The organism is Streptomyces sp. NPDC059989, from assembly GCF_042736975.1.
Taxonomy (GTDB): Bacteria; Actinomycetota; Actinomycetes; order Streptomycetales; family Streptomycetaceae; genus Streptomyces.
The window spans coordinates 135,388-148,887 of record NZ_JBHWUO010000002.1; the positions used below are offsets into that span (position 1 = coordinate 135,388).

Annotated in this window: 12 protein-coding genes; 6 read left to right on the forward strand and 6 right to left on the reverse strand. The window is 73.9% G+C overall.

Features of this window, described 5'->3' with window-relative positions; translation table 11 throughout:
- Nucleotides 1-75: 75 nt before the first annotated feature.
- Both ACFWBN_RS02440 and ACFWBN_RS02445 read right to left on the reverse strand, forming a co-directional pair.
- Entirely contained in the window at nt 76-885 is an 810-nt protein-coding gene (locus ACFWBN_RS02440; RefSeq protein ID WP_385169276.1) for an MBL fold metallo-hydrolase, read from the reverse strand.
- A 122-nt stretch (nt 886-1,007) separates the two neighbouring features.
- Nucleotides 1,008-1,970 (reverse strand): aldo/keto reductase family oxidoreductase, encoded by a 963-nt coding sequence (locus ACFWBN_RS02445; protein WP_385169279.1) that lies wholly within the window; start codon nt 1,968-1,970, stop codon nt 1,008-1,010.
- A gap of 52 nt (nt 1,971-2,022) precedes the next feature.
- Here ACFWBN_RS02445 and ACFWBN_RS02450 point away from each other — a divergent pair, with 52 nt between their 5' ends.
- Both ACFWBN_RS02450 and ACFWBN_RS02455 read left to right on the forward strand, forming a co-directional pair.
- A complete protein-coding gene (locus ACFWBN_RS02450; protein ID WP_385169282.1) occupies nt 2,023-2,160 on the forward strand; it encodes a hypothetical protein in 138 nt (45 codons plus the stop codon).
- A gap of 171 nt (nt 2,161-2,331) precedes the next feature.
- Nucleotides 2,332-3,834, forward strand: coding sequence for a UDP-N-acetylmuramoyl-L-alanyl-D-glutamate--2,6-diaminopimelate ligase (locus tag ACFWBN_RS02455; protein ID WP_385169284.1), 1,503 nt, complete (start codon nt 2,332-2,334; stop codon nt 3,832-3,834).
- Here the strand turns inward: ACFWBN_RS02455 and ACFWBN_RS02460 are convergent.
- The gene (locus tag ACFWBN_RS02460) at nt 3,807-7,019 is read right to left on the reverse strand and encodes a BTAD domain-containing putative transcriptional regulator (RefSeq protein ID WP_385169286.1); all 3,213 of its coding nucleotides are present in this window, start codon (nt 7,017-7,019) and stop codon (nt 3,807-3,809) included. The genes ACFWBN_RS02455 and ACFWBN_RS02460 overlap by 28 nt on opposite strands.
- 138 nt (nt 7,020-7,157) lie before the next feature.
- Between ACFWBN_RS02460 and ACFWBN_RS02465 the strand changes: the two genes are divergently transcribed.
- Both ACFWBN_RS02465 and ACFWBN_RS02470 read left to right on the forward strand, forming a co-directional pair.
- The gene (locus tag ACFWBN_RS02465) at nt 7,158-7,907 is read left to right on the forward strand and encodes an SDR family NAD(P)-dependent oxidoreductase (RefSeq protein WP_385169290.1); all 750 of its coding nucleotides are present in this window, start codon (nt 7,158-7,160) and stop codon (nt 7,905-7,907) included.
- Between the two features lie 115 nt (nt 7,908-8,022).
- Entirely contained in the window at nt 8,023-8,643 is a 621-nt protein-coding gene (locus ACFWBN_RS02470) for an NAD(P)H oxidoreductase (RefSeq protein WP_385169292.1), read from the forward strand.
- 29 nt (nt 8,644-8,672) lie between these two features.
- On the opposite strand, the gene ACFWBN_RS02475 is transcribed toward ACFWBN_RS02470, so the two are convergent.
- Nucleotides 8,673-9,704: a saccharopine dehydrogenase family protein gene (locus tag ACFWBN_RS02475; RefSeq protein ID WP_385169295.1), complete on the reverse strand. Its 1,032-nt coding sequence runs from the start codon at nt 9,702-9,704 to the stop codon at nt 8,673-8,675.
- 97 nt (nt 9,705-9,801) lie between these two features.
- Here ACFWBN_RS02475 and ACFWBN_RS02480 point away from each other — a divergent pair, with 97 nt between their 5' ends.
- Nucleotides 9,802-10,749: a helix-turn-helix domain-containing protein gene (locus ACFWBN_RS02480; protein WP_385169298.1), complete on the forward strand. Its 948-nt coding sequence runs from the start codon at nt 9,802-9,804 to the stop codon at nt 10,747-10,749.
- 108 nt (nt 10,750-10,857) lie between these two features.
- Here the strand turns inward: ACFWBN_RS02480 and ACFWBN_RS02485 are convergent, their stop codons facing one another.
- Nucleotides 10,858-12,468 (reverse strand): MFS transporter, encoded by a 1,611-nt coding sequence (locus ACFWBN_RS02485; protein ID WP_385169301.1) that lies wholly within the window; start codon nt 12,466-12,468, stop codon nt 10,858-10,860.
- 94 nt (nt 12,469-12,562) lie between these two features.
- On the reverse strand, nt 12,563-12,970 hold the full coding sequence (locus ACFWBN_RS02490) for a hypothetical protein (RefSeq protein ID WP_385169304.1): 408 nt from the start codon (nt 12,968-12,970) through the stop codon (nt 12,563-12,565).
- Between the two features lie 245 nt (nt 12,971-13,215).
- Here ACFWBN_RS02490 and ACFWBN_RS02495 point away from each other — a divergent pair, with 245 nt between their 5' ends.
- Nucleotides 13,216-13,401, forward strand: coding sequence for a thiazolylpeptide-type bacteriocin (locus ACFWBN_RS02495; RefSeq protein ID WP_385169306.1), 186 nt, complete (start codon nt 13,216-13,218; stop codon nt 13,399-13,401).
- Nucleotides 13,402-13,500 lie beyond the last annotated feature (99 nt).

The window sequence follows — 13,500 nt, forward strand, 5'->3', positions numbered from 1 at the left end:
GGATGAACACCAAGCGCGGGCACCGTACCAGATGTTCAGTGGGGCGTAACCGACCCGTCTCCTTCAATTCCAAGGCTACGCGGGTCCTCCAGGCTCGAAGTCGGCGAGCATCCGCTCCAAGGCGGCCTGGTCCGGTCCGACGAACGCGTCGATGCCCGGGAGGGCGGCGATGGTGTCGAGGAACTGGCCGGTCAGACCGGTCGCCGGCGGCAGGTGGGTGCAGAGGATGGTCTCCGGGTCCATGGAGCGCAGCGGCTCCACGGTGGCGAGGAACCGGTCCGGATCCACCATCTGGACCCAGGGGCTGTCCACGCTCGCCCAGAGCCGCTGGGCGGCCCGCAGGTCCCCGGCCGGCACGGCGGCGACGTCGGTGCCCGTGGCGGTCTCGGCGCTGGGCAGCGGGCCGCCGAAGCAGTCGGAGCTGAAGCAGGTGTGCGAGCGGTCGTCGTAGAAGCCGACGGTGGCCGGGTTGTCGAAGAGCGGAGGCCGGAAGGCGTGCAGCGTACGGTCGCCGACGTCCAGGCTCTGACCGGGGTTGAGGAAGTACAGGCGGTCCATCGGCAGCGGCCGCTCGCAGGACATGATCCCCGCGCCCATGAAGGTGGTGACCAGTCGGGCACCGGGGGCGGCTTCGAGCAGCTCGAAGAGGCCGCCCGTGTGGTCACGGTCGGGGTGGGTCAGCCAGATCCACCGCACGTCGGCGGGGTCGACCACGGAACCGAGCGTGTTCAGGAAGTCCCGGTCGGGCAACCCGAGGCCGGTGTCGACGACGACGGGCTGGTCCGCGTGCAGTACGAAGGCGTTCACCGGGATGAAGCCGATGCCCGGCACTTCCAGGCAATCGGCGAGAACGGTGGTGTCGGGCCCCACTTTGTGTGTGCTCATGGCGATCTCCACGACCCTGCGACGGCCCTGCGCGGTACAGGCTCTCCCTACCCATCTTGGCGCGCTCGGGTTGCGCCCGCGCGCGGAAGGGGCTACCGGCGGAGCGGGAAGGGGGTTGCCGGTCAGGGAAGCGGAACACCCCTGGCCGTCACCCAGAGTTCGTACCACTCCTCGTGCGTGAGGTCGGGGTCGCGCGTAGCGGCGTCGCGGCAGGCGCGGATGCGGTCGGGGCGGGCCGTGCCCACGACCGGCGCGATGCCGGCCGGATGCCGGCGCAGCCACCACAGCAGGACGGATTCCGGCGTCGTGCCCTTGCGGCGGGCGAGATCGGCCAGCAGTGCGGCTGTGGCCCGTTCGGCGGGGGTCTGCTCGCCGCCGGTGAAACGGCCGCGCGCCAGCGCTCCCCATGCCTGGAGCCGGATGCCGTGGTCCCGGCAGTGCTCCAACGTCCCGAAGGGGAAGCCGTTGGCCGTCGAGGCGGGGGTGTTGAGCAGGACCCCGGCCTCCACCCAGTCGCGGCTGTGCAGGCTCATCTCCAACTGGTTCGCCACCAGCGGTACGTCGAGGCGGGACTGGAGGTGGGCCATCTGCGCGGCGCCCATGTTGGACACGCCGAAGTGCCGTACGAGGCCCTGCCGGTGGAGGGACATCAGGGCCGACGCGATCGAGTCCGCGTCCGCGAGCGGGTCGGGCCGGTGCAGCAGCAGGACATCGATCACGTCGGTGCGCAGCCGGGTCAGGCTCTCCTCGACCCGCCGCGTGATGCTCTCCCCGCGCAGGTCGTACATCCCCGGACCGTGGGCGCCCGCCAGGCGGATCCCGCACTTGGTCTGGAGCGTGATGCGCTCGCGCAGCCCGGGGGTCCGCGCGAGCACCTCGCCGAACACGGCCTCGGCCTTGCCGTGCCGGTAGATGTCGGCGTGGTCGAAGGCGGTGATCCCGCTGTCGAGGGCGGCGACGACCGCAGCCTCGGCGGCATCGATGTCGGCGGGCCCGTACGGACCGGGCTCCCAGCTCCCGCCCAGCCCCATGCACCCGTACAGCACCCGGTCACCGCTCACGGCCGCAGCCTCGTCCCTCACCACGCCCCCACCCTAAGCGGGATCCGGGGCACCGGATCGGCCGTACACTCGGCCCATGGGTCGCACGAGTTCCACGGGGAAGTGCCTGCAGCAGGCCGCCTCCGGACTGCGCCCGGCCGCCGTCGATCCGGCCACCGCCGCCGACGTCGAGGCGCCCGAGACCCGCCGTACCGCGTTGCACGGTCACGGCTAGCGAGCCACTCCGCGCGCCGCTCCCGTCGCGCCACTCCCGCCGGGCCGATCCACCTCCTGCGACGGTCCGCGCCCCCGCTCCACATCACCACCGCAGCCTTCCGGCATCCCGCCGGCGCTGCCGCCTGGCTACGGCCGCACGCCCGGGCCGAGCCCCCTCGAAGGGAACATTGTGAAGCTGAGCGCGTTGCTGGCCGGGCAGGAGCACCACGTACTCCAGGGTGACCCGGAGACGACACTGATCACCGCGGGAACGACCTTCGATGCGGACCGGGTGACCCCCGGCTCGCTGTTCATCGCCGTGCCCGGGCACCGGGAGGGCGGCCCCGGAGCCGTCTCGCCCGTGCTCGCGCGCGGCGCCGCCGCCGTACTCGTCGACGGCAGGGAGCCCGCGCTGCCTCCGTCGGTGTGGCCGCCGGGTGCCTGCGCCGTGCGGGTTCCCGACACCCGGACGGCGGCCGCGGTCGTGACCTCCCGCTACTTCGGCGAGCCCGGGCGGCAGATGGACATGATCGCGATCACCGGCACGAACGGGAAGACGTCGGTGTCGTACATGGTCGAGTCCGCCCTGCGGATCTCCGAGGGCGCCAAGGTCGGGGTGATCGGGACGGCGGGCAGCCGGATCGGCGACGAGCTGATCCCGATGCCGCGCTCCGTGCTGACCACTCCGGAGTCCCCGGACCTGCAGTACCTGCTGGGCGTCATGCGCGACCGCGGCACGGGCAGCGTGGTGCTGGAGGCCACGTCGATGGCCCTGCTGACCCACCGGGTGGACCGTACGTTCATCGACGTCGGGGTGTTCACGAACCTGACGCAGGACCATCTGGACGATCACGGCACGATGGAGAACTACCGCGATGCCAAGCTCCGCCTGTTCCAGGGGCTGTGCCGGCACGCGGTGGTCAATGCCGACGACCCGGTGGGCGCCGGGATCCGGTCGATGATGCCCGGTGCGGTGACCACGTACGCCGTGGACGCCCCCGCCGACTACCGGGCGACCGACCTCGACGTGACCGCCTCGGGCACGCGGTTCACCCTCCGCCACGGCGGGCGGTCCTACCCTGCTTCGATCCCCGTCCCCGGCCGGTTCTCCGTGGCCAACGCGCTCGCCACGCTGGCCGCCTGCCACGTGCTGGGGCACGACTTGGAGGGCCTGGTTGCCGCGCTCGACCGGATGCCGCCCGTGCCGGGCCGTTTCGAACGCTTCCAGACTCCGCTCGGTACCTCGGTGATCGTGGACTACGCCCACTCGCCGGACTCCCTGGACAAGGTCCTGACCACCATCCGCGGCTTCGCCCGGGGCCGGGTGATCACCGTCTTCGGCTGCGGCGGGGACCGCGACACCACCAAGCGGGCCGAGATGGGGAGGATCGCCGGAACACACTCCGACCTGTGCGTCCTCACCTCCGACAATCCGCGCTCCGAAGATCCCGAGGCCATCCTGAACGGGATCGCCCCGGGCCTCGCGGTGACCGGCACCCCGTACGAGCGGCTGGCCGACCGGCGCGACGCGATCGCCTTCGCGCTGTCCGCCGCGGGCCCCGACGACATCGTCCTGATCGCCGGGAAGGGCAGCGAGCCGCACCAGATCGTCGGCGAGGAGCTGATCCCCTTCAGCGACATGGCGACGGTGCGCGAACTCGCCGGTCAGCCCGCGGCCGTGAGTCTTTCGTAAGCCGTACCGGCGGGCTCCCCGGCGCCGCGGGCGAATTCCGCGGCGAAGCGCTCGGCGCCCAGGGCCGTGCGGGCGACGGCCGTCGTACGGTCCACGTCGCCGCGTTCCGCCGGGGGCAGCGGGGCGCCCGCCGAGCGGCGGGCCGTGTCCGCCGCCCCGAGGAGGGCCGCCGCCGGGGCGGGCCGGCCGGCGAGGGCGAGGGCTCCGGCCAGGCCCTCCAGGGCGAGGGCCAGTGCGCGCGGGTCGCCGGTGGTGCGGGCCATGGCCAGGCCCTGCTCCTGCAGGGCCGTGGCGGCCGGGGCGTCGCCGCCGAGCTGTGCGAGGTAGCCCAGTTCGGCCAGGACCAGGGCGTTGGCCCCGTCGAGGCCGACGCTCCGGTGCCAGTCCAGGACCCTGCGCATGTGCCGTTCGGCCGCGGCCGGGTCTCCCGCGCGGCGGGCCCCGAGCCCCAGACCCAGTTCGGCGTTGATCTCCCCGGCCGCGAAGCCCTGCTCCGCCGCCAGCCGCCGGGAGCGCTCGTGCAGATCGCGGGCGGCATCGAGATCGCCGGTCAGCAGGGCGCTGCGGCCCAGCCCGGAGAGGAGGTCCGCGGCCTGGGTGGTCAGGCCCAGGCTCTCGGCGGTCTCCAGGCCCTCGCTCTGGAGGCGGGCGGCCTCGGTGTAGTCGCCGTGGATCTCGGCGAGGGAGGCCAGCGGGTAGACGGTCCACAGTCGTGCGCTCCCGTCGCCCAGTTCGCGGAAGAGTCCGGAGCTGCGGGCGCCGTCGCGGGCGGCCCCTTCCAGATCCCCGGCGATCAGGAGCTGTACGGAGCGGTCGGCGAGGGCGGCGGCCGTTCCCCACCGGTCGCCGAGGGCGAGGAAGCCTTCGAGGGCCTGCCCGGTGAGGTCCCGGCCGCCCGTGAGGTCGCCGGTCCCGCTCAGGGCGTGGGCCAGGAACCAGCGGGCCCAGGCCAGGCCGCCGCGGTCCCCGCAGGCCTCGTACGCCCGCAGCGCCTCGCGGATGCGGGCCGTGCGGCCGACGCCCTCCCCCGCCATGATCGCGAAGCCGGTGTGCCAGACGGCGGCGCGGGCGCGCAGTTCCGCCGGGGCCTCGCCGGGGGTGGCGAGCGCCGCCCGGAGCGAGCGCTCCCCCTCGCCGAGCCGGCCGCGCAGCACCCAGTACCAGGCGAGGGCGCAGACCAGGCGCAGCGCCGCTTCGCAGTCCGCGGCGGCGAGGGCGGTACGGAGGTTGGCGGCCTCGGTGTCGAGCCGTTCCAGCCAGGTCCGCTGGTCCGCGGCGCGCAGGTGCGGTGCGGCCTCCTCGGCGAGGTCCAGGTAGTGGGCCAGGTGCCGGGCCCGGGCGGAGCGGGACTCCCCCGCCTCGTCGAGGCGTTCGGCGCAGTACGCGGCCACCGACTCCAGCAGCCGGTAGCGCGGGCCGGCCGGGGCCGGCACCACCAGGGAGCGGTCGACGAGGCGGACCAGGAGGTCCAGGACGTCGGCGGCCTCCACGCCGTCGCCCGCGCAGACCTCCTCGGCCGCTTCGAGGGTGCAGCCCTCGGCGTGTACGGAGAGGCGGCGCAGGACGGTCTGTTCGGGGGCGGTGAGCAGGTGCCAGCTCCAGTCGATCACGGCGCGCAGGGTCTGCTGGCGGGCGGGGGCCCCGCGCTGCCCGGAGCTGAGGAGGCGGAAGCGGTCGTCCAGGCGCTCCAGGAGCCGGTCGACGCCCAGGGCGCGGATCCGGGTCGCGGCGAGTTCGAGGGCCAGGGGGATTCCGTCGAGGCGGTGGCAGACGGCCTCGACGGCCTCCCGGTTCTCGGCGGTGAGGGCGAAGCCGGGGGCGGTGGCCGTGGCACGGGCGGTGAACAGCTCGACTGCCGCCCGGAGTTCGAGGGCGGGGACGTTCCACAGGGTCTCGCCGGCCAGGGACAGGGGTTCCTGGCTGGTCGTCAGGATGCGCAGGGCCGGGGCCGTGCGGAGCAGGAGCTCCACGAGGGACGCGGCCTCGTCGACGACGTGCTCGCAGTTGTCCAGGACGAGGAGCAGTTCGCGCTCGCGCAGGGCGCCGGCCAGTCGTTCGGCGAAACCGGGGCGCTCGGCGGCCGGCGCCGCGCCCCATACGGCGTCGTCGCGGATACCGAGCGCGGCGGCGGCCGCCTCGGCCACCTCGCCCTGGGAACCGGCGAGTTCGACGAGCCAGACCCCGTCCGGGAACGTCCCGGTCAGGCCTGCGGCGGCCTCGACGGCCAGGCGGGTCTTGCCGACGCCGCCGGGGCCGGTGAGGGTGACCAGGCGCCGGGTGGCGGCCAGTTCGCGTACGGCGGCCACCGCCCGGTCGCGGCCGACGAGCGCGGACAGGGCGGCGGGCAGGTTCGTACGGGCCGGGCTCGCCGCAGGTACGGCCACGGGTGCGGCCGCGGGTATGGGTACGGGGTCCGGTTCGGCGACGGGCGGGGCCTCCAGCCTCGGGTCCTGGGTCAGGATCGCCCGCTGGAGGGCGACGAGGGCGGGGCTGGGGTCCAGGCCCAGGTCGTCCGCGAGGCGCGCGCGCAGGTCCTCGTAGCCCGCCAGCGCCTCGCTCTGCCGGCCCGCCCGGTACAGGGCGCTCAACTGGACGGCGCGCAGCCGCTCGCGCAGCGGGTGGCGTGCGACGAGCTCGGCCAGTTCCCCGACGAGCAGGGCGTGTTCGCCGCGTGCGAGGCGGGCCTCGGCGTGCTCCTCCCGTACGACGAGCCGCTCCTCCTCCAGCCGGTTGGCCGCGGCCCGGGTGAAGGGCTCATCGGTGAAGTCGGCGAAGGCGGGACCCCGCCACACGGCGAGCGCGTCGGCGAAGAGCGCCGCCCGCTCCCCCGGGTCGGAGCTCGCACGGGCCTTGGCCGCCAGCGCGGCGAAGTCCGCGCTGTCCAGGGACCCTTGGGGTGCGGCCAGGGCATATCCGGGTGCCCGGGAGGCCACCAGGTCGCGACCGCCGGGCTCGGCCTCGTCCAGGACCCGGCGCAGCTGGGAGACCTTGGCCTGGAGGGCGCGCAGGGGGTTCCCGGGCGGCTCCTCGCCCCACAGGTCGTCGATCAGCCGGTGGGTGGAGACCGGCCGCCCCGCGTCGGCGAGGAGCGAGGCCAGCAGGGTCCGCACCTTCAGCTCGGGAACCCGTACCGCTGTCCCCCCGGTCGTCCAGACGCTCAGCTGCCCCAGCACTCCGAATCGCATGCCGTCACCGTATCCCGGGCCCTGAGCAGGGCCGTAACGGGATCCGAACGGCTCCCGAGCCGGACCCGAAGCGCCGGGCGGCAGGCTGCATCACGTCGACAGCAGCCGACGGACACACCGAAAGCAGAGGAGCCCATCATGGGAAAGCTCGACGGCAAGACGGCACTGGTGACCGGTTCGAGTCGCGGGATCGGCCGCGGCATCGCCCTGGCGCTCGCCGCCGAGGGCGCGCGGGTCTCGGTGCACTACGCCGGGAACGAGGTCGCGGCGAAGGAGACGGTCCGTACGATCGAGGAGGCCGGCGGCCGGGCGTTCGCGATCCGCGCCGAACTGGGCCTGCCCGGTGACGCGGAGGCCCTGTGGGCGGCCTTCGACGAGCACGCCGACGGCCTGGACATCCTGGTCAACAACGCCGGCATCGCCGGTCCCGGCCTGATCCACGAGGTCACCGAGGCCGATTACGACAAGGTCTTCGCGGTGAACGCCAAGGCCCCCTTCTTCATCATCCAGAAGGGCCTGGAGCGTCTCCGCGACGGCGGCCGCATCATCAACCTCTCCTCCGGCGTCACCAAGGTCGCCTTCCCCGGCATGACCTCCTACGCCGCCAGCAAGGGGGCCGTCGAGGTGCTCACGCTGACCCTCGCCGAGACCCTGGGGTCGCGCGGGATCACCGTCAACGCGGTCTCCCCCGGCACCATCGAGACCGACATCCACCCGTGGCTGGCGGACCCGGCCGCCAGGGCCCATGCCTCCGGCTTCTCCGTCTTCAACCGCGTCGGACAGCCCGAAGACGTCGCCGATGTCGTCGCCTTCCTCGCCTCCGACGACGCCCGCTGGATCACCGGCCAGAACATCGACGTCAGCGGCGGCTCCGGGCTCGGCATCTGACCAACCGTCCGCTCCGCACTCCCCTCTCACCCCTTGCTCCGGGCCGCCGCGCATCCAGCGGCGGCCCGGAGCCGTTCCCCCTGACCCCGCCGTGCTCCCCGCCCTGGAGGCCACCGTGTCCCGCCGCACCCTGCTCGTCCTGGCCCACCCCCGGTCCGACTCCCTCACCGCCCAGGTCGCCGGCCGAACCCGCCGCCTGCTGGAGGCCGCGGGAGGATCCGTGGACCTGCTCGACCTGTACGCCGAGGACTTCGACCCCCGGCTGACCCCGGCCGACGAACCGGACTGGACCGACCGCGAGAAGCAGTACTCGCCCGAGGTCCGCGCCCACATGCGGCGGATCGAGGACGCCGATGACGTGATCGTGGTCTTCCCGGTGTGGTGGTTCGCCCCGCCGGCCGTGCTGAAGGGCTGGATCGACCGGGTGTGGAACTACGGCTTCGCCTACGGGCGGAGCAGGCCGCGCCTCGCCGGGAAGCGGCTGCTGTGGGTGGCCCTGGCCGGGGGCTCCGAGGCCTCCGCCCTCACCGACGCGCTGGAACTCCAGCTGACGCGCGGTGTCTCGGAGTTCTGCGGGATCGGCCGGACCGAGTTCCGGTTCCTGTTCGGGACGGAGTTCTCCGGCATCCCGGAGAACCTGCGGGGCGAACGCGCCCGGGAGGTGTTCGCCGAGGCGGAGGCCGCCGTCTCGGCGTTCACCGCCGGCGCCGACGCCCTGGCCCCGACCCCGGCCTGATCCGGCGACACCCCTGGGTGCTTCCGCGGTCAGTGCGGAAGCTCGACCGACACGTGCGGGGCCAGCGCCCGGAGGAAGTCCGCCGCGTCGAACACCGCGCCGGCCGATGCCACGCCCGTCGTCCGCGTCCGCCCGGCCAGGATGCGCTGGACGGCCTCCACCGCCAGGGGTGCGGTGACCGCGTAGATGTCCTGGCCACGGGCCGTGGCCCGGCGCTCGACGCCGCCCGCTCTGACCAGCACGTCGACGACGAAGGTCTGGTGGGACCGCCCCTGGGCGTCGACCGCCTCCGGCTCCGGCGTGTCCGCCCCGGCCAGGTCCCTCGCGGCCTCGACGGCCATGTAGGTGCGGACTTCGGGCACCGCCAAGTGGCTGGGCACGGTGACGACATCGGCCATGGTGAACTCCGCGATCACCGCCCGCCGGCCCAGCGGGTCCGGAAAGACCCAGTCCTGCTCCACCGGCTTGTCGTCGTGGTACCGCAACGCGCCGTCCGCGAACCGCACCCGCCGGCCCGCGCGGCGCTCGTGGGACACATCACCCGCCGCGCGGGTGCCGGCCGTCGGGTGCCAGCTGCTCAGCCCGTAGGCGACGTGCACCTCGTCCGCCGCCGTCCACTCCCCCATGACCGCCGTCACCAGCAGGTCGCCCAGTCCGCCGAAGAAGGCCATCGCCGGCACCACGGGGACGCCTGCCGTGCGGGCCGCTTCCGCGTGCTCGGCGAACATCGACGCGTTCGCTTCGATCTCCGCCGCGACGTCGACGTACGGGATCCCCGCGCGCAGGGCCGCCTCCACCACCGGGCCTCCCGTCACCGCGAACGGTCCGGCGCAGTTGACGACGGCCGCCGCACCGGCGAGGGCCCGGTCCAGTGCGCCCGGATCGTCCACGGAGGCAGGCCGCACCACCACGTCTCCCCACTCGGCGGCCAGCGCCTCCAGCCGGGCCGCGTCACGGCCGGAGACGATCGTGGCGAAGCCGCGCTCGCGCAGTTCGGCGACGACGAAACGCCCCGTGTGCCCGGTCGCCCCGTAGACCACTACCGCAGCCGCTGTACTCATGGTGCCCCCGCTCTCGTTGTGCTGATGGGCCCAGTCTGGCCGCAGCCGGCACCCGGCTGTGATGGTCCGGAACGACATCACCCGTACACTTTCGGACATGCCCTCTGTCGCCCTGCTGACCGCCGGTCACCTGCTGCACTTCGAGCTGGCGGTGGCCTACGAGATCTTCGGCAATCCCCCCGGTGAGGCCACGCAGGGCTGGTACGACGTCCTGCTCTGCGGGCCCGGACCGGCGAAGGTCGGACCGTTCATGGTCGAGCCCGACCACGGGCTGGAGCGCCTGGCCGAGGCCGACACCGTGATCGTGCCCGCGTGCGCCGACATCGACGATCCGCCGCCGCCTGAGGTGATCGAAGCCGTACGGGCGGCCCACGCGGCGGGTGCCCGGGTCGCCTCCCTGTGCACCGGGGCGTTCGTACTCGGCGCCGCGGGCCTGCTGGACGGCCGGCGGGCCACCACCCACTGGGCCCATGCCGCGGAGTTGAGTGCCCGGCATCCGCTGGCCGTCGTCGACCCGGACGTGCTGTACACGGACAACGGCAGCGTGCTCACGGCCGCGGGCAAGGCCGCCGCCGTGGACCTCTGCCTCCACCTGATCCACCTCGACCACGGCGCCACCGTCGCCAACTCCGTCGCCCGGCGCCTGGTCATGCCGCCCCATCGGCCGGGCGGGCAGGCCCAGTTCGTGACGACGCCGGTGCAGGTGACGGGCGACCACACCCTCTCCCAGCTGCTCGCCTGGGTCCGTGAGCGGCTGGACCAGCCGCTCACGGTGACCGACATGGCGCGGAAGGCGAACACGAGCCCGCGCCATCTCGGTCGGCAGTTCCGGTCGGTGACCGGGCAGACGCCGCTCCAGTGGCTGCTGACCCAGCGCGTACGCCGCGCCCAGGAGCTGCTGGAGGCCACGGACGAGGGCATCGAGGCGGTGGCCCGCGCCACCGGGATGGGGACCGCCACCACGCTCCGGCGCCAGTTCAAGCGGATCGTCGGAGTCCCGCCGGACAGCTATCGGCGCTCGTTTCGCAGCGCGAATCCTGCCTGAGCGGCCGGGTCGGTGCCGGGTCCGGGTCCCGGTCCGGGGCAGCGCGCAGAGCCCGGGCGGCGGGGGCCGGCCGGGCTCTGCGCGGAGGTCGTCGGTGCGGGGGATGGGTCAGACGGTGGCGGGCTCCTCGGGAGCGGCCCCCGCGTTCCGGTCCTCGGCGCCGATCGGGGGGACGTGGCGCAGCAGGACCGCCACCACGACCGCGGTCACCAGGGCCAGACCCGCACTGACCGCGGACGCGGTGTGGAACCCGGCGGTGAACGCCTCCCGGGCGGCGGCGAGCAGTTCGCCGCCCGGGGCCCCGGGCAGCCCGGCCGCCGCGTCGGCCGCGCCCCCAACCGTGTCCCGGGCCGCCGCGAGCGCCTGCTCGGGCACTCCGGCCGGCGCCCCGGCCGCTACTTCGTCCCGGTAGACGGCCACCGCGATGCTGCCGGTCCCGGCGATGCCGAGGGCCAGGCCGAGGTCGTAGGCGGTCTGGCCGGTGGCCGCCGCCGAGCCCGCCTTCTCGGCGGGGGCCGCGCCCACCGCCAGGGCGGTGCCGAGCACGCTGATGGGGGCGACGCCGAACATCACCAGGGCCAGCCCCGCCGAGACGGCGAGAACACCGTCGGCGGCCGACAGCCCGAACCCGGCCGCCGTGACCACCAGGCCGCCCAGGATCACGTGGGCGGGCCGCACGCGCCGGGCCAGGACCGGCGTCAGCTGGGAGCCGGCCACCAGGCCTGCGGCTCCGGGCAGCAGCCACAGGCCCGCCGCGAGCGGGGAGAGCCCGCCGATGGCCAGGAGGTACTGCGGGACCAGGTACTCGATGCCGTTGAGCGCCATCATGCCGAGCAGCAGGGTCAGCAGCGCCCCGGTGAACGCCCGGTTCCCGAACAGCCGCAGGTCGAGCAGCGGGGCGGTGAGCCGGCGCTGGCGCCGCACGAACAGGGCTCCGAACACCGCGCCGGCCGCGACGGCCGCCAGGTGGGCGCCCTGCGGTCCGAACTCGGCCACCTTCTTCACCCCGTAGACGACCGGGAGGATCGCCAGCAGGAACAGCACCACGCTCGGCAGGTCGACCCGGCCGGCGGCCGGGTCCCGGTACTCGGGCAGCAGCCACGGCGCGAACAGCAGCACCGGCACCATCACCGGTACGCCCAGCAGGAACACCGAGCCCCACCAGAAGTGGTCCAGCAGCACCCCGCCGATCACCGGACCGACGGCGATGCCCACCGACAGGGCCGTCACCCACATGGCGATGGCCGTGGCCCGCTGCCGGACGTCGGCGAACATGTGGCTGATCAGCGCGAGGGTGGACGGCAGCACCGCGGCCCCCGCCACCCCGAGCAGCGCCCGCGCCGCGATGAGCATCCCGGGGCCGGTGGCGTACGCGGCGAGCAGCGAGGACGCCACCACGCCGGCCGAACCGGCCAGCAGCAGCCTGCGCCGCCCGATCCGGTCGCCCAGCCCGCCCATGATCACCAGGAATCCTGCGGTCATGAACCCGTACATGTCGGTGGTCCAGAGCAGCTCGCTGCTCGACGGGCGCAGATCGGCCGTGAGGAAGGGGGTGGCCAGCCACAGCACCCCGAGATCGGCGGTCATGAGGGTGACGGGCAGCAGCAGGACCGCCAGGCCCAGCCATTCCCGTACGCCGGCCCTGCCCGGCAGCGCCCCCGAGCCGGAAGGCGATCCCGAAGTCGAAGTCGTAGTCGAACCCTTGGTCGTTGAGGTCATGCCCACACCGTCGGGGCACGCGCCTCCGAACCGGCTCGGACGCGGTTACGGAACCGTTCGGGCCGGGTCCGCCACCGCCCCCTTACGACATGCGCTACGACATCCGCGCGAGATAGAGGCCGATGAGCGCGGCCACGCAGGCGAGGACCAGCCAGGAGCGCAGGCTCGTGTGCCGGGAGCGGCGGGTGCGCACCGGCCGCGGGGCGGCGGGGCCGTGGGCGGTCTCGGCCAGCAGGCGGCGGCAGACCGCGGCGAGTTCGGTGGTGCCGGCGGACAGGTTGGCCACCGCCTCCGAACGGGCCGGGGCGGTCGTCCCGCCGTCTAGTATCCGGCCGGCGCGCAGCAGGACCTCGTCACGGCCGGCGCCGATCGACAGGCTGATCCACCGCTGGACGTGCTCGCCGCGGATGACGACACCGCCCGACCTGTCCCGGTATACGGTGTGCTCCCGCCACAGCAGGTCGGCCAACTCATCTGCCGCCTCGCGCAGTTCCGCGCTCATCCAGTCCCCCACCCAAACGGTTGTTCGTAACGGCAGGGAACTTTAGCGCCCACCGACCGCCCATCCGCGGGCGGGGTCGGCCCGTACAGCCTCGAAACGTCAACTCACCGGTAATTAAAGGGTGTTGGTGGCAATGATTCGAGAGCAACTCGACCCGCGCTCCGTGATCCGGGCGATACGGTGTGTGCGTAAGTCCGCACCAACGGCACTATGCCGCATGTTTTCCCACAACCCCGGGAGATGATATGGCATTTACGGATAACGGCCTCGGTTTCGATTTCCAGGACCTGGACCTCGGAGACCTGACCGTCACCGCGATGCGCGACACCGTCGGACTCGGCAGCGCCGCGTCCGCCTATCCGACGTCCTCCTCCTGCCAGGCCTGTAGCGGGTGCAGTGTGACCGCGCCGCAGCTGCCCCAGGCGGGCTGACCCGGATAGCGTCATCCGCTCCGGCGCGCGCGGTACGGCGCGCCGGAGCGGCACGCCCCGGCACCACCCTGTCCCGATGCCCCTCGCCCACCGGCCCGG